This is a genomic window from Pseudomonas sp. UBA6562, assembly GCF_002434265.1.
Classification (GTDB): domain Bacteria; phylum Pseudomonadota; class Gammaproteobacteria; order Pseudomonadales; family Pseudomonadaceae; genus Aquipseudomonas.
Genome location: NZ_DJJS01000008.1, coordinates 642,841 through 662,964 on the forward strand (window position 1 = coordinate 642,841; position 20,124 = coordinate 662,964).

Sequence of the window (20,124 nt, forward strand, 5' to 3'; positions counted from 1 at the left end):
ACACGTAACGCTGCGAACCTGATCGAGCTTGTGTGCATCCATGAACCAGAGAAACACCGCCATGGCTCATGCCGCCTTCAGGACGTTTGCGCAGCCTGCGTCACATCCACAAATACCCCCAACCCCGCCCGCGCGCCCTCATCCAGCATCCGCGCCACACTTCCCGCCAGTTGCTCCAACGTATACGGCTTGGTCAACAAGCGCATGCAAGGCCCCAGAAAATCCGCTCGCGCCATCGCGCCCTGCGCATACCCGGTCAGGAACAACACCGGCAGACGCGGCTGGGACTGCTGGAGCATTTCCGCCAATTGCCGCCCGTTCATGCCCGGCAGGCCTACGTCGGTCAGCAGCAGGTCGACCCTTTTCAGTTCGTTGAACAGCTTCAACGCCTGTTCCCCGTCGGACGCCGACCGCACGCGGTAGCCCAGAGCCTCCAGCACTTCCTGGTTGATCAGGCGTACCGAATCGTCGTCTTCGACCAGCAAAATGAGCTGCCCCTGCCCCGTCGTGGTTTCGGCGAGCGCAACGGGCACCTCCGCTTCGACGCCGCCATGCTCGGGCAGGCAGATGGACACCGTGGTTCCCACCCCGACCGTGCTGTCGATCGCCAGCCGGCCATTGCTCTGGTTGGCGAAGCCGTAGACCATCGAAAGCCCCAAGCCAGTGCCCTGGCCGATGGGTTTGGTGGTGAAGAAAGGCTCGGTGACCTTGTCCAGGTAGTCCTTCGAAATACCCTCGCCGGTATCGCGCACTTGTATGCAGACATGCCGAGAGGCGTCGGCGTGCTGGCCCTCGTCCACATGGGTCGACAAGGTCAGCTCACCGCCTTGGGGCATGGCGTCGCGCGCATTGAGCACCAGGTTGAGCACAGCGTTTTCCAACTGGTTGGCGTCGGCGAAAATCCACGGGTCGTGGGGGCTCAGGTCCAGCCTGAGGTCGATGTTCTCGGTGACGGTGCGCTGCAACAGGTCGGTCAGTGCGTGCAGCAGCTGGTTGACCGAGGTCGGCTTGGCATCCAGGGACTGCCGGCGCGAGAACGCCAGCAGTCGGTGGGTCAAGGACGCGGCGCGGCGAGCCGAGGCCAGCGCGGCGTCCATGAAGCGTTCGGTGCCTTCGAGCTGGCCTTTCATCATCCGCAGCTTCATGAGGTCGAGGGCGCTGATCACACCGGTGAGCATGTTGTTGAAGTCGTGCGCAATGCCGCCGGTCAACTGGCCGACGGCTTCCATTTTCAACGACTGGCGCAATTGCTCTTCGGCGCGGGCGCGCTCTTCGCTTTCGGCTTTCAATTGCTCGACGGCGGCGTTCAGCTCGCGCGTGCGCGCCTCGACCTGGATTTCCAGTTCTTCGTTGAACCTTCGTAGCCTCAGGGCGGCTTGCTTTTCTTCGTCGATGTCAACGATGACCGAGGCAGCGCCGATGATGCTGTGATTCTCGTCGTACAGCGGTACGGCACTGACGCGCCGCCACGACTCCTGCCCGTCCGCCTGGCGATGGTAGAAATCCAACCCGCTGACGGCCTCGCCCCTCAAGGCCCTGGCGCCGGGGTACTGGTGGGGTTCCAGTCGGCGGCCTTGGGCGTCGAGGCCGACCCAGCGCGACACCTCCTTGGGCTGCCTGGAAGGCATGGTGCCGCCGGGCACGTACTGGCGATACAACGGATTGCTGACCAGCGCCGCGCCTTCGGTGTCCATGAAGCACACGCCGACCGGGATGTTTTCCAACAGGATGTTCAACCGGCTGCGCTCTTCGGCCAGTTGCGCGACATTGTCGCGCATTTCGAACTGGCGCAGGCGAAAGCGCCAGGCAGCCGAGGTCGCACTCAACAGCGAGGCGGCACTCAGCGGACGCTCCAGCACCACCACGTGGCCGGCCGATTCCGGCAGCTTGCGCCGGGCCAGTTCGGTATCGCGCCCAGCACGGCCGTTGTTCGACGCCAGCAGAATGATGGGAATCTCCGACCAGTCGGGCTGCAGGTCCAGTGCCCTGCCGAAACCGAGCACCCCCCCCGACAGGCTTTCTTCTGTGAGGATGACCAGCCCCGTGCTGTCGTTGAGCGCCGTCGACAGGCTGTGCAAGTTCTGATGCACATGCACGGAATAACGGTCGCCGAGCAGCTTGCACAGGCTGGCCCCGTCGCCCTTGTAAGGCGCGACGATCAACAGCGTCTTGTCTTGGGAAAACCGCTCAGTCGCCACGATTTCGCTCTTCCATCAAGGGCATGTCGGCGCCGAAATATTCAGGGGTGCCGGTGAGTACTCCGCGGAAATGGACCAGAGGCTCTCCGACCCGCACGCCCTGGGCGTCGATGCGTAGCTCGCGAATGGCATCTTCGTGAGGGGCGCTGCGGTGCTTGAGGATGGACATGGCCTTGCGCAGCCGGCCTTGCGCTTCGAAAAAGCGCAGGAGAATGACCGAGTCGGCCACATAGGAAATGTTCAGGTTGCTCGACATCGACCCGACCAGGCCGTGTTGGGGGTTGATCAGGAAGGTCACCACGCCCAGTTGGCTCAGGTAGGACAGCAACTCATGGATCTGCAAGATCAACTGCTGTTCCTGCGGCATCGCGGCCATGTAACCGTTCAGGCTGTCCACCACGATCATTCGGGAGGCGCGCGTTTCGACCTCGGTGCGCACCCGCCAGGCGAACTCGCCGGGAGAGATCTCGGCCGGATCGATCTGCTGGATCACCAGCTGACCGTTTGCCACGTAATGGCTCAGTCGCATGCCCATGCTGTCGCCGCGGGCGATCAACGTCGCGATACGTTCGTCGAACTCGTAAATGGTGCAGTTCTCGCCCCTGGCGCAGGCAGCCGAGAGGTAGGTCAAGGCGACGGTGGTCTTGCCCGAACCTGCCGGCCCGGTCACGAGCGTACTGGTGCCGCGCAGCGGGCCGCCGGCCAGCAGGTTGTCCAATTCGGCAACGCCACTGCCCACCGGCTCCGAATCGAAGGGCACATGGTGGGTGGCGGCGATCAGCCGCGGGTACACCTCCAGCCCACCTTTGCGGATCGTGAAGTCGTGAAAGCCTGCGATGAAATCGACGCCGCGCAGTTTCTGCACCTGCAAGCGGCGCCGCGCCGCGCCGAAGTCCAAGGTCAGCCGTTCGAGCGTGACGACGCCATGGCAGAGGCTGTGCAGGTGGTTGTCGCGCTCGCCGCTGAAACCGGTGAGATCGTCCACCAGCAGCACCGTGATGTCCCGCCCGGCGAAGTATTGCTTGAGCGCCAGGACCTGGCGGCGGTAGCGCAGCGGATCCTGGGCCAGCAGGCGCATTTCCGAAAGGCTGTCGAACACCAGACGCCGGGGTTTGAGCTGGTCGACGCGCCGTTCGATGAGCTTGATCGTGTCGCCGAGTTCGGTTTCCCAAGGGTGCAGGATGGACTGCTCGTGTTCACCGCTCAGGATGTGCTCGGTGGAAGAGAATTCGAACAGGTCGATGCCGTGCAGCGACCAGCCATGGGAGTGCGCGACGCTTTCGAGTTCTTCGCTGGTTTCCGAGAGGGTGATGTAAAGCACCGACTCACCGGCCGCGACGCCTTCGAGGAGGAACTGCAGGCCGAGTGTGGTCTTGCCCGATCCCGGGGCGCCTTCGAGCAGGTACAGCCTGCTGCTCGGTAGCCCACCTCTGAGGATCGCGTCGAATCCCACATTGCCGGTGGAAACTATCGGGGGGGACAAGGCCATGTATTACCTCAAAGGGGTGCAGCGGCGGGGTGAAGAGTCGGTGAATTATGAAGGCGAGATCGGAACTGCGCCATGCGTCACCCAGGCTTTTTACCGTGCGCTGGGTGCAGGCGACGCTGCTGCATGCCCAGGCGACGCTTGTCGTTGGACGCAATGGCCTCCCACCTCAAAGCTTTTGCCTGGCTAAAGCGCCCGGAGCCTGTGCCGATAGAGAAAGAACGCACCCATGGACGGCCCTCATGCGCACCTTGCTGCTTTGCCTTGCCCTAGGCTTCACCGCACTGGCAACCCCAGCCTTGGCCCTGCAAGGCACCGCCACCGACGACCAGATCGCCCAGCGGATCATCGACGCATCGATCGCCGGCTACCCCGGCCCTTGTGCCTGCCCCTACAACCGCGCCCGCAACGGCAGCCAATGTGGCCGGCGCAGCGCATACAGCCGGGCGGGTGGGTATGACACGCTGTGCTACCGAAAAGACGTTGGCGCAGATGACATCGAGGCCTACAGGGAGCAGCACGGCCTGGCGCCCAGACAGAAAGCCGGCACACGCCTGCCATGAGCGAGTCGGGCGGCTGCACGCTGCAACGACCCACCTGCAAAAATGTTGAACTAAGCAGCGGCTCTCTCCCCCTAAGACTGTGCAGCTTATCTCAAGCCCGGGCCAATCCCGGGTCGTCCACTTACACAGTCAAGGTTGAGTGAATTATGAAAAGCGAACAGGTCGAAGGCGTTGTAGAGAAGGTAGCAGGCAAGGCACAAAACGTAGCCGGGAAAATCTTCGGCGATTCGAAGCTGGAAGCCGAAGGCGCAGGCCGTGAAGCCTCCGGTCAGCTGACCAAGAGCTATGGCGACGCACTGAACTGCGTGTCGACCTTCGCCAAGGAAAAACCAGTCGCCGCCGCCGCCATCGGCGCCGTGGCCCTGGTCGTACTGGGCCGTCTACTGCGCCGCTGATGCGCGGGTAGCCACGCCCACCGCCGAGCGCCATTCGAAGCGCTCGGCATGAATGCCCAAGTGTCGCATCGCGAAACTTGGGCATTTCTTTTGCGCGCTTATGTGAAGTGCCGTCAAAGGCGGCCACTGAGGCCGGTGAGCCGGGCCGACAGGGCCCAAAGCCGTTCGGCCTGTTCGGGATCGACGGCATAGGGCCGCACACCTACATAGGTGGGCGATTCGTCAAAGGCCAAGGCGGCGACGTCGCAATCCTCACAGTACAAACCGCCCTTTCCTTGCAACTGTTCCGACAGCGCAGCCCAGACCTGCGTCGCTGCGCCCTGCTGAGGTGTCTTGAAGGTCGGGTCGGCCAATTCGCCGCGCGCATCGAGCCAGCCCGCAGCGATCATCTCCGCCTGCGGTAGATGGCGCTGCAAAGGCGTAAGGATCTTGCCGGGGTGCAGCGAGAAGGCACGCACGCCTTCGTGCCGACCCAACCGGTCGAGATGCACGGCGAACAACGCGTTGGCGGTCTTCGACTGCCCATAGGCCAGCCACTTGTCATAGCCGTGCGAGAAGTGCACATCGTTCCAGCGGATGGCCGACGCATGGTGGCCCGCCGAGGACACGGCCACTACCCTGGCACCGCCCCTGAGTGCCGGCCACAGCAGGTTCACCAACGCGAAGTGCCCGAGGTGATTGGTGGCGAACTGCGCCTCCCATCCCTGCCCTACGCGGGTTTCGGGGCACGCCATGATCCCTGCGCTGGCGATCAGAAGATCGAGACGCCGATGCCTTGCCAGGAAGCGCTCGGCGAAGGCATGCACGCTGGCCAGGTCGGCCAGGTCCAAGCGCGCCACTTCCACGCCAGCGATACCGGCGGTTCTGGCACGCGCGGCGGCGACATCGCGCGCCGCAACGACCACCCGCGCGCCTGCGCAGGCCAGCGCACGGGTGGTTTCCAGACCCAGCCCGGAGTGGCCGCCGGTGACCAGGGCGGTGGTGTGGGAGAGGTCGCGTCCTTCGACGAGCTGCGCCGCCGTGGTCGCAGCATTGAAGGGTGAGGCGATGGGTGTTTGTGGGTCGGCCATGACGCATCCTCGATCGGCTGAAAAAGACATAAGCAACACAGGCGTCATTGTCGTCACTGGATTTGGGACTGGGAATGCAGCAAAGTCCTGGTTTTTATCGAGATCGTCCGAAGTGTTCGTAGATCCGCTGTCCGAAACCCTGGCGCTGCTCGACACGCAGAACTCATTTTTCGCAGGCCTGCAGGCAGGCGGCGAATGGGCGATCGATTTCCCGCCGCCCGAAGGCATCAAGTTCAACGCCGTGCTGGAAGGCACTTGCTGGCTGAAGGTGGAAGGTGTGGAAACGCCTCTTCACCTGATGGCGGGCGACTGCTTTCTATTGCCGCATCGGCGGGCGTTTTCCTTGTGCAGTGATTTGGGGTTACCCGCCGTGCACTCGGACACGATCTACCGACACGCCGTCAATGGCATCGCCCGTTGCGGTACGGCCCATGATTTTTTCCTGATCGGGGGGCGCTTCGCCTTTGGCGACGAAGCGAGCCTCTTGCTGGAAGGCCTGCCCAGCGTCGCCCTCGTCAAAAGCGGCTCCGATCAAGCGTCCGTCCTGAACTGGGCATTGCAACGGCTCGCCCAGGAAATGATCGAGCCCTCGTTGGGCAGTGCGCTCGTGGTCCGGCATTTGGGGCACATCATGCTGGTGCAGGTGCTGCGGCTCTATTCGAGCTAAGTGGGCGATGGCGCGCCGAGCTGGTTGTCGGCACTCTGCGACCCGCGCATTGGCGCGGCCATTCAAGCGATCCACGCCGATCCGGCGCGGGCCTGGACAGTGCAGTGCCTGGCCAAGGTCGCGGGCCTTTCCCGCTCCACCTTCGCGCTGCGCTTCAAGCAGAAATCGGGCGTCTCGCCGTTGGCCTACGTGTTGCGCTGGCGCATGCAGTTGGCGGCGGGATGGCTGAAAAACACCGACACCTCCGTCTCGCGCATCGCGCAAAAGCTGGGCTATGACTCCGACAGTGCGTTCAGCCATGCTTTCAAACGCGTGATGGCACGTTCGCCGCGTGAGTATAGGCTCCGGGCAGTGCCTGTGTTTGAGCGGGGCGAATGACGGGCAGGCAGGCCGATGCCGTTCACGACGAAGCGAAAGTCATAACGTTTTTTGGCGCCATTGCGCTTCGGGGCGATGGGCACGTTTCGCGACCGTGCCGGTGACGGTCGAATACGAACTCACCGCCGACGGAAGACGGCTGGAGCCGGTGGTCGCGGTGATGAAGACGTTTGGGTCGTGGCTCAGGGGCGCGAATGACGGTGCATGTCGTTGATGTGAGGCAACTGGCGTTAGATTGGCTGCATGAAAGCATTTGCAAATCATGGAGGGTCGGCTGCGCCGGCCATCGCGGCTGATCGGAGCGCCGAACCGGCCGCTCCTACAGATCTGTGCATTTCCGGGGAAGGAAATAAGCGCTTGTCCATAGCAACGGCTTTATTGGCGAGGACGCTTCAGCGCAACACATCTGCTGAAGGTTTGGCCGGGAACAGAATGCCTACACCCTGTACTGACCGGCGTCGGCCTACCGGACTGCCCTTCCTCAATACTTCCACGTCACCGACGCCATCACGTTACGTGGGTCGCCGAAGTTGCTTTGCGCATAACGCACGCTTTGCAGGTACTTACGATCGGTCAGGTTGTTCAGGTTGACCTGCGTGCTCCAGTGCTCGTCGATGTCGTACTTGCCCATCAAACCCAGCAACGCGTAAGCGCCTTGGTTGGCGGCCGGCAGGTCGTCGTTCTCGATCTTGCTCTGCCAGGTCAGATTACCCCCCACCTTAACCTTCGGCGCCATGGGCAGTTGATAGGTCAGCGAGCCATTGAACTGATGGCGCGGAATGAAGCGGCGGCCGCGGCTGTTGTCGTCGTCGGTGATGTAGACGTAGGTATAGCCACCGTTGACTTGCAGGCCGGGGGCCAGCTCGCCGGAGGCTTCTAGCTCCACGCCGTCGCTGTCGAAGGACTGGGCGTTGTACAGGTAGCCGCCCAGACTGGGGTCGTAGCCGGCATAACTGGCGACGTTGTCCTGCTTGGTGTGGAACACGGCGGCGCTGAAGTCGAACCTGTCGTCGAGCAGGCTGCCCTTGATGCCGGCTTCGTAGCTCTTGCCTTCCAGCGGGTCGAGCACCTGGCCTTGCGGGTTGAGCGAATACTGCGGGTTGAAGATTTCGGTGTAGCTGGCGTACAGCGCGTACTGCGGGGTCAGGTCGTAGACCACGCCGGCATAGGGGGTGACCTTGCCGTGGATGCGCACGTCGCGCGCGGCATCGTAGCTGACGCCGTCGCTGTCGGCGCTGAGCATGCGCGCGCCGGTGATCAGGTGCAGGTCGTCGGTCAGGCTCCAGCGGGCACCGGCGTAGAGGCTCTTCTGGCGATCGGTGTAGTTTGAAGTGTTGGCTGCGCTGACGCTGTTCCAATCGGTCGTGCGCGGGATGCTGCCGTGCAGAGCGTCTTCCAGCGAAACGGGGACGTAATACGAGTCGCTGCCGTAAAGCGACGCCTCTTTGTTGCGGGTACGCGCCACGTTGGCGCCGAAGGTCAGCTGGTGCTCGCGGCCGCCCAGGCTGATCGGGCCGCTGAAAGAAACGTCGCCGTCCACTTCGCGGTTCTTGTCCTTGTATTTGGACGAGAGGCCCTGATAACCAGTCTCGGAAGCGGCGCTGCTGAGGATATAGAGCATCTCGGTATCCTCGCGATGCTCCACACCGGTCAGGGTGACGGTGGATGTCCAGTCGTTGTCGAACTGGTGCTGCCACTCGGCGAAGGTACGGATGGTGTGCACGTCCCAATACACCCAAGGCTGCGCGATGTTGCTGGAGCGACCGCTGTAGTGGATGGCATTGCCCTTGCTATCGACCAGGGGCAACGCGCCCCAGCTGGCGCCGTTGGCATTGGTCTTCTGGTCTTCGTAACCGACGGTGAGCGTGTCGCGCTCGCTCAGGTCGAAGGCCAGGGTGCCGCTGAAGATGTTCTTCTCGCGGGAGTAGCGGTCCAGATAGGAATTGCCGGTTTCGTTGGCATACACCAGGCGCCCGCGCACGTTGCCGCTGTCGGTCAGCGGGCCGGACACGTCGAGGTCGACGCGGCGCTTGTCCCATGAGCCTGCACCCACGGTCACCGAAGCCTGGGGCTCGTAGGTGGGGCGCTTGCGCACGAAGTTGACGGTGGCCGAGGGGTTGCCATTGCCCGTCATCAGGCCGTTGGCACCGTGCAGGATGTCCACCTGCTCGTAGGGCGCCATGTCGAAGTCACCCACCAGCAGGCCGTTGGTCAGGGGCATGCCCATGCCGTCGTACTGGAAGTTGGTGATGTCGAAACCACGCGCGGTGAAATAGGTGCGGTCGGTCTCGACCTTCTGCACGTTCACCCCAGGCGTGCTGGTGAGCACGTCGCGGATGCTGTTGAGCTTGAAGTCGTCCAGTTGCTCGCGCTTGATCTCGGTGACGCCCTGGGGCGTCTGCTTGGCGGTGAGGTTCAAGCGGGTGGTCGTGCTGCTGGGCTTGCCCTGGTAACCCGCCACCGGTGCGCCGTCCTGCGCAACTGAAGTGGTGTCGATGGTGGTGGCCGGCAGGTTCAGGATGCTGTCCTCAGCATGGGCCTGATTGAAGATACTGAGCGTGATCAACGACAGCGCTGACACGGTCAGAGGAATAGGTTTGCGCATGGACGGCAGAAGCTCCTACAAGCTTGCGAATGATATTGGTTCGCAATCATGCCATTCGGCATTTACAGCAGCAATACGGCCCACGTAATTTTTTGACATATTTTTCACAACCGTACGCTGCGCTTGAGGTGGACTGTCCAAACGGCCTGGTTGGGCACTCGTTGAATCTTGCTCAAGGTTCCCTGGATCGAGTCGATTAATGAAAAGGCCATCCAGCAAAACCAACGTGCCCGGCCCACTTCCGACGCAACAAGGACCGCTCAATGCATTTCGATAAAGCCGACCCCAAGGGTTATTACTCGATACTGGGTCTGCTCCCGAGCGCCACCGAAGCACAGATCAAAACCGCCTACCGCCGACGCGCCATGGACCTGCACCCCGACCGCAATCCCGGCCGCGACACGACCCAGCAATTCCAGCACCTCAACGACGCCTATGCCGTGCTGTCGGACCCTGCGGCCAGGGCCAAGTACGAGGCTTATCTGATCAAGGGCGGCGGCAGCGGACACACTGCTTCGGCGGTGCCAACGCCCATCGTCTGCGCCGGATGCGCGAAGATTTCCGCGCAGCCTCGGGTGGTGGTGTTCCCTTCGGTCAGAAGCTTTCTGCTGGTCACCGTGCGCAAGCCCATCGCCGGCGTGTTCTGCAGCGAATGCGCACACAAGGCGGCGCTCAAGGCATCGGCCGTCACTTGGGTGCTCGGCTGGTGGAGCATCCCATGGGGGCCGCTGTATTCGCTGCAGGCCTTGGTCACCAACCTGCTCGGCGGTAACCAGCCGCCGCTGGACAACGCCCGCATGCTGGGCCACCAGGCCTATTACTTTCGCGCCACCGGCCGGCCAGACCTGGCGCAGTCGCTGGCCCGGCATGCGCTGGAGTACTGCCGCAAGATTCCCAACACCTTGAGCAAAGGCGGCGCGGCGGGCGAAGAGAAGACCCGTCTGACGCACAACCTCGAAGCCTTGATCCGACAATTGGGCGCGCCCGCCGAAGCCAAGCAGTTGAAGAACAGTTGGGGGCTGTTGCACGCGCGTTTCTTCGTGCAGGCGGCGGCCTTGGTGCTGGTCGTGGCGGGCGTGGCCTGGGGCGTGGCGAATACGTCGCTGTCGCGGTATTTCACCTTTTCCGAACCGGCACCCTCCTCCGTCCAGCCCCTGGCTGCGGACGCCACGGGCATGCCGGGACCTGACGCGGTCAGGGACGCCTTGCGCAACCTTGACGCCAAGCCTGCCTACGTGCGTCCCGCCACGGCGCCGAACGGCTTGCCCTGGCCGCGCACGGCGGGTTACCTCGCGGGCGAGCCGCAGGCGATGAGCACGGGGTATTCGCAGATCGTCATCGACAATGGCCGCAACACGGCCGATGTGTTGCTCAAACTCGTTGCCCTGCAAGACGACGGCGCGCAGACGGCCCGGCAGGTGTTCGTGCCGGCCCACGGTCGGTTCACGCTCGAGCACATCACGCCTGGGCGCTATGACGTGCGTTATCGGGATCTGGACTCGGGGGAATTGTCCCGCTCGCAGCCGCTGCAACTGACCGAGAAGACCACAGCACGGGGCACGGAGTACAACATCACCACCGTGACCCTGTACAAGGTCGCCAGCGGTCAGTCGGCGAGCCTGCGCCTGTCAGAGGATGAGTTCTGATCGAGTGGATCAGGGCTGTCCAGGCCCTTGGCGGCGCTGAAAGCGACTGACCGCGATCTGCACCAACAGCGCCACGATGCACAGCACGCCGATCTTCCAGTTGGCGCTCATGCCGTAGTGCTCGCACACCTGTCCCACGCCCAGCACGCTGACGAAGATGGCGGCGGGGACGACTAATTTGTTCATGCAAGGCTCCTCTGATTGGCGCCGAGAGCATACGGGTTCAAACCCGACCTTGCATCAAACGGCTAACGGCCACCCTCGTCCGCTGCCCGTGCGCGCCGAATGCGCTGGGCCAGGTCATAGGCCTCGCCGCGCAACTCATCGAAACGCTGGTTCAGTTCGGCATACCCCGGTTTCCAGGAAAACCCGTTGCTGTCGTAGCACTGCCCCAACACAAGGTCGTTGAACGAGCCCATGCCGCCGTAGGCCGACAGCAGATAGCGGATGGCGTCGGGATCGCCCTCGAGCAGGCGCGCCCGTGCGGTACGCATCCAGTGGCTCCAGTGTTGGTCGCCGTCGCTTTCCAGCAGGCAGGCGAGTGCTTCGAGGACGTCGGCGAGCGGTGAATGGGCGGTCGTCATAGGGGGCGAACCTCTTCGAGGGCAGTGGAAGGAACGATTGGGTGGCGACAAACCTGCCTACCTTATCCCGAATCGGTTCGAAACCAAGGGGCGCACGGCCCCCTGTTGAAGACGGCTGCCCCGTCACGCTTGGGCATCCTTGGCTTCCACCTGCGGCCGGATCTTGAACCAGATCGCATACATCGCCGGAAGAAACACCAACGTGACGACCGTGCCCACCAAGGTTCCGCCGATCAACGTATAGGCCAACGTGCCCCAGAACACCGAGTGGGTCAGCGGGATGAACGCCAGGATCGCCGCCAGCGCCGTCAACAGCACCGGCCGTGCGCGCTGCACCGTGGCCTCCACTACGGCCTTGAAGGGTTCCAGCCCCTCACGTTCGTTGAGATGGATCTGGCCGATCAGAATCAGGGTGTTGCGCATCAGGATGCCTGACAACGCGATCAAGCCGACCAACGCATTGATGCCAAATGGCTGGCCGAACAGCAACAGCGCAGGCACCACGCCGATCAGCCCCAAGGGCGAGGTGAGGAACACCATCACCATTGCCGACATCGAACGCACCTGCAGCACGATGATCAGCAATGTGAATGCGATCATGATCGGCAGCAACGGGACGATGGCCTGGCTGGCCTTGGCCGATTCTTCGATCGAGCCTGCCATCTCGATTCGATAACCCGTGGGCAAGCTTGCGACGATCGGCTCCAGCTCGCCCCACAGCGCCGTGGACACGTCCGGCGGTTGCAACCCTTCGGCGATGTCGCCACGCACGGTGATGGTCGGCGTGCGATCGCGACGGCGCAACACAGGGTCTTCCATGCGCACTTCGACGCTGCCGACATGTGACAGCGGAATGCGTTGGCCGGCAGCACCGACGAGGGTGAAGTCGCGTATCTGCGAAGGGTCCAAGCGGATGTCGCCTGCGGCCCGCCCCATGACCTGGACCGAGCGGATGTCTTCCCGCACCGAAGTGATGGGTATGCCAGAGAGCAGAAACTGCAATTGCTGGCCAACTGCGGCGGAGCTCAAGCCCAGCGCTTGCAGACGGTCCTGGTCCAGCGCGAAATGCAGGGTCGGCACACGCTGGCCCCAGTCGCCGTTCACCGTTTTCATCATCGGGCTGGCCTGCAGCACGTCCTGGACGCGCGCGGCGATCTGGCGCAACTGCGCGGGGTCGGGGCCCATCACCCGGTAGGCCACGGGGTACGGCGAATACGGGCCGAACACCAGCTGCGTCACACGTACCTGGGCTTCTGGCGCCAAGCCTTCGGAAGCCGCCTCACGCAACCGCAGCTTGAGGGCGTCGCGCGCGTCCTGGCTGTCGGTCAGCACGATGATCTTGGCGAAGGAAGGGTCCGGCAGTTCGGGCGCCATGGCCAGGAAGAAACGCGGTGGGCCTTGGCCGATATAGGCAGTGACGATCTTCGCTTCCTCCTGCTGACGCAGCCAGGTTTCGATCTTCACCGCAGCGGCGTGGGTCCGCTCGATGGAGGTGCCGTAAGGCATCTGCAACTCCACCAACACTTCCGGTCGGTCGGAGGTAGGGAAAAACTGCTTCTTGACCAGGCCCATGCCCAGCACAGCGACCACGAACGCCGCGACCACACCGCCAGCCACCAGCCATTTGTGCGCAATGACCCGCGCAAGCAGCGCACGAAAACGATTGTAGCGATGGGTGTCGTAGAGGGCCGCGTGCCCACCTTCGACGGCGTCGACGGCCGGCAGCAGCTTCACGCCCAGGTAAGGGGTGAAGGCCACTGCGACGATCCAGGAAGCGATCAGCGCGATGCCCACGATCCAGAACATGTTGCTGGTGTATTCGCCGGCCGTGGACTGGGCGAAACCGTTGGGCATGAAGCCGATGGCGGTGACCAAGGTGCCGGCCAGCATCGGCGCGGCCGTGTGGCTCCAGGCGTAGGCCGATGCCTTGAGACGGTCGTAGCCCTCCTCCATCTTCACCACCATCATTTCGATGGCGATGATCGCGTCGTCGACCAACAGGCCGAGGGCCAGAATCAGCGAACCCAGCGTGATGCGGTCGAAGCTCTTGCCGGTGGCGGCCATGACCACGAAGACCATGGCCAGCGTCAGGGGTACGGCTGCGGCCACTACGATCCCGACCCGCCAGCCCATGCTGATGAAGCACACCAGCATCACCACCAGCAGCGCGACGAAGAACTTGACCATGAACTCGTCGACCGAGGCGCTGATGTTCACCGCCTGGTCGGTCACCTTGCTGAGCGTCATGCCCAACGGCAGGCCGGCATTGATGTCGGCGCTCTCGGCCTCCAACGCCTTGCCCAGGTCCAGGCCGTTCCAGCCTTCGCGCATGACGATGCCGAGCAACAGGGTCGGCTCGCCGTCGTTGCGGATGAGGAACGTGGCCGGGTCTTCGTAACCACGCCGGACCTCGGCCACGTCCGAAAGCTTGAACACCCGGCCACTGGCGGCGACCGGTGTCTCGCGGATCTTGGCCAGTTGATCCAGGGCGCCTTCCACACGAATCATCACTTGCGGACCCTGGGTGTCGATCGAGCCGGCCGGGGTCAGGACGTTCTGGCTGTCGAGCGCGGCGAAAATGGCCTGTGGGGTCACGCCAAGGGTGGCCAGACGGTCATGGGAAAAGGAGACGAAGATGCGCTCGGCCTGCTCGCCCAGGATGTTGACCTTCTTCACGCCCGGCACGTGCAACAGGCGTTGGCGCAGCGCCTCGGCGTCGCGCACCAGGTGACGTTGCGGTTCGCCTTTGGCCTTCAAGGCATACACCGCGAAAGTCACGTCCGAAAATTCGTCGTTGACCATTGGCCCGATGACGCCGGCAGGCAAGGTCTTGGCCTCGTCGCTGAGTTTCTTGCGCGCCTGGTAGAACGCTTCCGGCACGCGATCCGGGGGCGTGCTGTCGCGCAGAAAGACCACACTGAAGGCCAGGCCTGGCCGCGTATAGGTTTCCGTCCGGTCGTAGTCGCGCAGCTCCTGCATGCGTTTTTCCAGGGGTTCTGCGACCAGGTCCTGCATCTGCTGGGCGGTGGCGCCGGGCCAGGCGGCGACGAAGGTCAGCTGCTTGACGGTGAACGGCGGATCTTCCGCCCGCCCCAACTGGAAGAACGCAAGGATGCCGGCAAAGGCGATCAGCAGGATCAGGAACAAGGTGATGGAGCGCTCGCGCACTGCCAGGGCCGAGAGGTTGAAACGCTGCCCGCTCATGGCTGAAGCTCCCCAGTCTGAGCAGCCAGCGCGGGAGCACTGCGCACCTCTTCGCCCTCGCGCAGCAGGTGCACACCCAAGGCCACCACCTGCTCGCCGGCGTTCAGCTCACCCACTACACGCGCTGCGTCGTCGCTGACATCCAGCACGCGGACGGGCCGCCAGGACACGGTCGGAGGCTCGCCCGCCATGACCCACACGCCGGCGCCATTGCCAGGGTCGTAGAGCGCCGACACAGGGACCTGTCGCACCTGGGTGCCGTCAGCTTGCTGGCCGATCTTCAATGTGATGGTGGCGCCTAGCGGGGCGTCGGCCAAACGCCCGCTCAGTACGTAGCGGGCCTCGAACGTGCGTGTGGCCGGATCGGCCGCCTGGGAAAGCAAACGCAGCTTGGCCGGCAGCGCCGGGCCTGGCGTGCCATACAGGCGGGCTTGGGCCTGCGAACCCGGCTCAGGGCGCAAGGTCTCCGGCAGGTGCAGCAGCGCTTCGCGCTGCCCGGCACGCGCCAGACGCACCACCGGCTCGCCGGCGCTGACCACTTGACTGGGTTCGGCGAGGGTCTCCACCACTACGCCGTCGGCGTCGGCCAGCAAGACGGCGTAATCGGTGGCATTGCGGGCCACGTCGGCCTCGGCCTGCGCAGCGCTCAACTGGGCTTTGGCGGTGTCGGCCGCGGCCTTGATCCGATCGTAGGCCGAAGCGGAAACGGCACCCTCGGCGACCAGACCACGATAGCGAGCTTCGTCGTCCGCCGTCTGCCGAACCCGGGCGCGGATCGAAGCCACGCTGTCCTGCCGTGCACGGGCCTGAAGTTTCAGGTCCACCGGGTCGAGCCGCAGCAAGGGCTGCCCACGTTTGACCTGCTCGCCGGTGTCGACCAGCCGCTCCAACACCTTGCCCGCGACCCGGAAGCCCAGGTCGCTCTGCGTACGGGCCACCACCACGCCGGTGAACGAACGGGCAGCGACGACGGCCTCTTCGACCGCCGCCGTCTTGACCAGCGGCGGTTTATCGCGGGGGTCTTTATCGGCGGACGTGTCGCCGCAGGCCGTTAGGAAAAGGGGCAGTACGCAAACGGCGAACGCGGTGCAGTGGAGGCGCATGGGATCGCTTACTCAAGGAGCCAGTGGAGATCCCATTCTTGTTCTAGTGACCAAATCTGTCAATCGTCACAAATCAGTCAAGGCGCCAGACTTCGCAAGATCAGCGCCGGCAACAACACCGTCGCTTCGTCGAGCGTATCGAGGTTGTACTGCAGCTGGGCGGCGTTGACGTATGGCCTGAGGGTGAGGTAGATCGCTTGCACAGCCTCGTCCAGCGGGGTCTTGCGCTCGAACGCGCCTTGCTCCCGCCCTTCCAGCACGATCGCTTGGATCAGTTGGCGGATGCGTGTTTCATGGGCTTCGACCGACGGCCAGCGATCGCGCGAAGCGACCGCTGCGATGTCGTAGAGCTTGCGATTGTGGAAGAACATATCGCTGCCAGCGTCAGCGGTGGCGCGGAACAGGCGGCGCATCTTCTCCGAAGCGGTGGGGGCTTGGGCGACGGCGTCGCTGACGATCTGCGTGATCAGCGCGAGCCGATTGGCGCAGATCACTTCACCGATGGCCTGCTTGGAGTCGAAGAACTTGTAGACGTACGCCTTGGAAAAACCAATGGCCTTGGCCAAGTCGGAAACCGTGGTTTTCTCGTAGCCGTAATGGGCGAAATGCTCCATCGCGGCCTGGATCACCTGATCTCGAACGTCGTGGTCTGCCGGGCCGCGCTGGGAGGGGGAAGCTGTCTGGATAGTCATGGGCAGAGCGTACCTTGCTGAACGACAGATTGACAGATTGTGACCAATACATAATATGGTCACAACTTTTCGCAACGAGAACGACCATGCCGCCCTTTCGAACGATTGCGCTTGTATTGAGTATTGGGCTGTCAGGGTGCACGGTCGGCCCCGATTATAGACAGCCGCCGGTGGCGCTGGCCGAGCGTTATCTGGGCAGCGCAGCGTCGGAGCCCGGAAAGGCGGCGGTGCCAGTACGCTTCGAGACGTGGTGGGAGGGATTTGCCGACCCTTTGCTCACCCAATACGTGGACCAGGCGCTGGCGCGCAATCTCGACCTGACTCAAGCCCAGGCCCAGGTGACCCAGGCGCGAGCCGGACTGGGGCTTGCCAGTGCGGCTTTGGCGCCCAGCGCCAGCGTGGCAGGGCAAGCTGCCCGCGCCCATCAGTCGGTGGAAACGCCTTTGGGTCAAGTGCTCGACACTGTGCCTGGTTACGACCGCAACGGCGAAAGCTACGAATTGAACCTCGATGCCCGCTGGGACCTCGACCTGTTCGGCGGTCTGCGCCGTGACCGCGAGGCCGCCCTGGCGCAGTACCAGGCCTCGGCAGCCGCCGCCATCGCCACTCGCCTGGCCGTGGCGGCTCAGACCGCCGACACCTATACCCTGCTGCGAGGCTTGCAGGCCCGGCTCGCCATCGCACAGGCGCAGGCGAAGACCCAGCGGGACTTGCTGGCCAAAGTCACGCTGCTCAACGGCAAGGGGCTGGCCGCCGAATACGAGGTGCGCCAGACCGAAGGCGAACTCGCCCAGGTCGAGGCCAGCATCCCGGTCTTGCAGACCGGGCTGGATGCGGCGGCCAACGCACTGGACGTCATGCTCGGCAGCCCGCCTGGCACCCACCGCGCCGAGCTCGCCGGCACCCCGGCCATTCCCCACCCGCCTCGGCTGACGGACATCGGCACACCCGCTGAACTGCTTCGGCGCAGACCCGACCTGATCGCTGCCGAACGCCGGCTGGTGGCGGCCAATGCCGCGATCGGCAGCGCGATCAGCGAGTATTACCCCACGTTCTCCCTGGGCGCGTTGATCGGCAGCGCGTCCACTTCGGGCGGCACTTTTTTCAGCGCGGGCGCGCAGCAGTCTTCGGTGTTTCTCGGGCTGCGTTGGCGGCTGTTCGACTTCGGGCGTATCGATGCCGAGATCGACCGTGCCAAAGGACGCGAGACCCAAGCCCTGGCCTACTACCGCCAGTCGGTACTCACGGCCAGCGAAGAGGTCGAGAACGCTCTGTCGGCGTCGACCCATCGCCAGACCCAGGCCCAGCGCCTTGCCCAAGGCGAGGCTTCGCTCGAACGGGCCAGACACGCCTCGTTCGCGGCCTATCGAAACGGCGTCGCCAGTCTCATCGACGTACTCAATGCCGACCGCCAGTTGTTGCAGACCTCCGACGCCAGAGTGATTGCCGAAGTGGAATCGACACGGGCGGCGATTGCGGTCTACAAGGCGCTCGGCGGAGGCTGGTCGCCTTCCCGGCGCCTTGCCGAGGCTAGTCCTCGATGAGCAGTTGATGCTGCAACCAAGCCAGCACCGCCTGCACCTCGCCCCGCGCCTCGGCGCCGTCGCACGTATACACCGAAATCGCCTGCGGCAGCTGCACGCTCTGCGCGCAGGCCTGCCGCAAAGCCCCCTCCTCGATCAGTTTGCCCGCCGTGCGGCGCCAGCCTAAGGCGATGCCATGGCCTGCGACCGCCGCTTGCAGCATCAACGGGTAGCTGTCGAACACAGTGCCGCACGAGGGTTCGACCTGGGCCAGCGAAAAGGTGCCGAGCCAGTCGCCCCAGGTCATGAAGTCGTGCGCCATGGCGCGGTAATGCAGCAATCGGTGCGCGCCCAGCGCTTCGAGGCTGAGCGGCCCGGCACTGCCAAGGTAGCTCGGGCTGCACACGGGAAAGACTTCGTCGGCCGCCGTGAAAGCCAGCCGATGCCGGCCACTGGCACGCGCGGTGGTTTGCAGCGCGACATCGAAAGGGTCGGTGAACTCGGCAAGCGGCCGCGTGGAAGTCACCACTTGCACTTCGATGTCGGCCTGGACATCGCGGAAGGAGGCCAATCGCGGCATCAGCCAATGAAAGGCTTCGCACAGCTGGCAGAACAACACGACGCGCGTGTGCCGCTGCGCCTGGCGCAGTGAGCCTGCCCTGTCGGCGATGGCGGTCAATGCCGCGCTCACGGCCTCGTTCAACCGGCGGCCTTCGTCGGTGAGGAACACCGCGCGATTGCGCCGCACGAACAGTTTCACGCCGAGGTTTTCTTCCAGGCCGCGAACCTGCCGGCTGATCGCGGCCTGTGTGATGTGCAGCTCTTCGGCGGCCCTGGAGAAACTTTCCAGGCGCGCGGCCGCTTCGAACGGCAGTAGGCTGGTCAGCGGCGGCAGGTTTTTTCTGAGGTCATTCATAATCTTGGGTTATGCATTCAGGCCCGAGAACTCGTTTGTGGCGCATGGGCAATCCTAGTCACCCTTGGCCGATACGCCAGCCGAGTTTGCCCATGACCACTTCCCGTTCGACGCTGACCACCGGTATAGGGCTGGCCATCCTGGCGACCCTGGCCTGGTCGCTCAACTTCATCGCGCCCCATGTCACGGGCGCCTACGGCCTCTACGACCTGCTGGTGGTGCGCTTCCTGTTCGCCGGCGCAGCGGGGCTGGCGGCCGTGATCCTGTGGCGTGGCCGCTTGCGCTGCCTAGGCCGTGGGCAAGTGGTCTTGGCGGCGATGCTGGGGGTTATCGGCTACTTGGGTTACGGCAGTTGCATCGCGGCGGGTGTGGCGTTCGGCGGGTCGGTCTTGACGGCAACTCTGGTCGGGCTCGTGCCCGTACTGCTCGCCCTGTTGGGTAATGCACGGGAGCGCCAAGTGCGCTGGCGCAGTCTGGCCGTGCCGCTGGGCTGCATCCTGTTCGGGCTCTTGTGCTCGACGCTGGGCAGCCCGAGTGCGGCGCAGACGGGTGCGACCGCATGGGGCGCGGGCTTTGCGGTCTTGGCCGTGGCCTTGTGGTTGCTCTTCAGCGTGCTCAACCAACGCGCCGTAGACCGTTTGCCTCCAGCGCTCACCAGCCTGTGGACCGGCCTGATGATGAGCGGTGCCGGCGTGGTGACGCTTTGCCTGATACCGCTGTTGCGGGGGCTGGGCCTGTCGCGATTCCCGAGCGCGGATTTCGGCTTCGTGCAGGCGGGCCACTTCTACCTCTGGGCCGCTTTCATCGCACTCGCGTCGTCGGTGGTCGGCGCCTGGGCCTGGAACGCCGCGACCCAGCGCCTGCCGATGGTGCTGTCGGGCCAGTTGATCTGCCTGGAGTCCTTGTTCGCGGCGCTGCTGGGCCTGTGTTTCGAAGGGCGCTGGCCTACCGCGCTCGAACTGGCCGGCTTGCTGGCCGTGCTCGTCGGCGCCGCCTTGGCGGTGAGCAACCTGCTGCACGCAACTGATCGTCGCACTTGAACGTTGGCGTCGGTGCCACGACCCAACCTTGGGACTTTCAACGAAATGCGGAAA

16 protein-coding genes and 1 pseudogene are annotated in these 20,124 nt (G+C 64.1%); 7 read left to right on the forward strand and 10 right to left on the reverse strand.

The features are described 5' to 3' along the window. Positions 1 to 77 precede the first annotated feature (77 nt). Both B4M43_RS18595 and B4M43_RS18600 read right to left on the reverse strand, forming a co-directional pair. Positions 78 to 2,198, reverse strand: a complete 2,121-nt coding sequence (locus B4M43_RS18595; protein WP_296268922.1) for a response regulator — start codon at positions 2,196 to 2,198, stop codon at positions 78 to 80. Beyond that, positions 2,188 to 3,687, reverse strand: a complete 1,500-nt coding sequence (locus B4M43_RS18600) for an ATPase domain-containing protein (RefSeq protein ID WP_296268923.1) — start codon at positions 3,685 to 3,687, stop codon at positions 2,188 to 2,190. The genes B4M43_RS18595 and B4M43_RS18600 overlap by 11 nt, the downstream gene beginning before the upstream one ends. A 239-nt stretch (positions 3,688 to 3,926) precedes the next feature. On the opposite strand from B4M43_RS18600, the gene B4M43_RS18605 reads away from it, so the two are divergent. Beyond that, positions 3,927 to 4,247 (forward strand): hypothetical protein, encoded by a 321-nt coding sequence (locus tag B4M43_RS18605; protein ID WP_296268924.1) that lies wholly within the window; start codon positions 3,927 to 3,929, stop codon positions 4,245 to 4,247. Between the two features lie 146 nt (positions 4,248 to 4,393). Next, positions 4,394 to 4,642: a CsbD family protein gene (locus B4M43_RS18610; RefSeq protein ID WP_296268925.1), complete on the forward strand. Its 249-nt coding sequence runs from the start codon at positions 4,394 to 4,396 to the stop codon at positions 4,640 to 4,642. Positions 4,643 to 4,755: 113 nt separating this feature from the next. On the opposite strand, the gene B4M43_RS18615 is transcribed toward B4M43_RS18610, so the two are convergent. Further along, positions 4,756 to 5,712: an SDR family NAD(P)-dependent oxidoreductase gene (locus B4M43_RS18615; RefSeq protein ID WP_296268926.1), complete on the reverse strand. Its 957-nt coding sequence runs from the start codon at positions 5,710 to 5,712 to the stop codon at positions 4,756 to 4,758. A 112-nt stretch (positions 5,713 to 5,824) separates the two neighbouring features. Here B4M43_RS18615 and B4M43_RS21225 point away from each other — a divergent pair. After that, positions 5,825 to 6,757, forward strand: a pseudogene (locus tag B4M43_RS21225) (AraC family transcriptional regulator). A gap of 100 nt (positions 6,758 to 6,857) precedes the next feature. Next, entirely contained in the window at positions 6,858 to 6,971 is a 114-nt protein-coding gene (locus tag B4M43_RS18630; RefSeq protein ID WP_296268929.1) for a winged helix-turn-helix transcriptional regulator, read from the forward strand. Between the two features lie 267 nt (positions 6,972 to 7,238). Here the strand turns inward: B4M43_RS18630 and B4M43_RS18635 are convergent, their stop codons facing one another. After that, positions 7,239 to 9,362 carry a TonB-dependent siderophore receptor gene (locus B4M43_RS18635; protein ID WP_296268930.1) on the reverse strand — a complete coding sequence of 708 codons (2,124 nt, stop codon included), beginning with the start codon at positions 9,360 to 9,362 and terminating at the stop codon, positions 7,239 to 7,241. Positions 9,363 to 9,625: 263 nt separating this feature from the next. Between B4M43_RS18635 and B4M43_RS18640 the strand changes: the two genes are divergently transcribed. Next, positions 9,626 to 11,008, forward strand: a complete 1,383-nt coding sequence (locus tag B4M43_RS18640) for a DnaJ domain-containing protein (protein WP_296268931.1) — start codon at positions 9,626 to 9,628, stop codon at positions 11,006 to 11,008. Positions 11,009 to 11,017: 9 nt separating this feature from the next. On the opposite strand, the gene B4M43_RS18645 is transcribed toward B4M43_RS18640, so the two are convergent. From B4M43_RS18645 to B4M43_RS18665, 5 genes are all read right to left on the reverse strand, one after another. Continuing rightward, the gene (locus tag B4M43_RS18645; protein WP_296268932.1) at positions 11,018 to 11,194 is read right to left on the reverse strand and encodes a hypothetical protein; all 177 of its coding nucleotides are present in this window, start codon (positions 11,192 to 11,194) and stop codon (positions 11,018 to 11,020) included. Between the two features lie 62 nt (positions 11,195 to 11,256). Then, complete coding sequence (locus tag B4M43_RS18650) at positions 11,257 to 11,592, reverse strand: DUF6966 domain-containing protein (protein WP_296268933.1); 336 nt, start codon at positions 11,590 to 11,592, stop codon at positions 11,257 to 11,259. Positions 11,593 to 11,715: 123 nt separating this feature from the next. Next, positions 11,716 to 14,796, reverse strand: a complete 3,081-nt coding sequence (locus tag B4M43_RS18655) for an efflux RND transporter permease subunit (protein ID WP_296268934.1) — start codon at positions 14,794 to 14,796, stop codon at positions 11,716 to 11,718. After that, on the reverse strand, positions 14,793 to 15,899 hold the full coding sequence (locus tag B4M43_RS18660) for an efflux RND transporter periplasmic adaptor subunit (protein WP_296268935.1): 1,107 nt from the start codon (positions 15,897 to 15,899) through the stop codon (positions 14,793 to 14,795). The genes B4M43_RS18655 and B4M43_RS18660 overlap by 4 nt, the downstream gene beginning before the upstream one ends. Positions 15,900 to 15,976: 77 nt before the next feature. Then, positions 15,977 to 16,591 carry a TetR/AcrR family transcriptional regulator gene (locus B4M43_RS18665; RefSeq protein WP_296268936.1) on the reverse strand — a complete coding sequence of 205 codons (615 nt, stop codon included), beginning with the start codon at positions 16,589 to 16,591 and terminating at the stop codon, positions 15,977 to 15,979. A gap of 86 nt (positions 16,592 to 16,677) precedes the next feature. Between B4M43_RS18665 and B4M43_RS18670 the strand changes: the two genes are divergently transcribed. Then, positions 16,678 to 18,135: an efflux transporter outer membrane subunit gene (locus B4M43_RS18670; RefSeq protein ID WP_296268937.1), complete on the forward strand. Its 1,458-nt coding sequence runs from the start codon at positions 16,678 to 16,680 to the stop codon at positions 18,133 to 18,135. Here the strand turns inward: B4M43_RS18670 and B4M43_RS18675 are convergent. Continuing rightward, positions 18,122 to 19,030: a LysR substrate-binding domain-containing protein gene (locus B4M43_RS18675; protein WP_296268938.1), complete on the reverse strand. Its 909-nt coding sequence runs from the start codon at positions 19,028 to 19,030 to the stop codon at positions 18,122 to 18,124. The genes B4M43_RS18670 and B4M43_RS18675 overlap by 14 nt on opposite strands. 92 nt (positions 19,031 to 19,122) lie before the next feature. On the opposite strand from B4M43_RS18675, the gene B4M43_RS18680 reads away from it, so the two are divergent. After that, positions 19,123 to 20,070 carry a DMT family transporter gene (locus B4M43_RS18680; protein ID WP_296268939.1) on the forward strand — a complete coding sequence of 316 codons (948 nt, stop codon included), beginning with the start codon at positions 19,123 to 19,125 and terminating at the stop codon, positions 20,068 to 20,070. Positions 20,071 to 20,124: the final 54 nt, after the last annotated feature.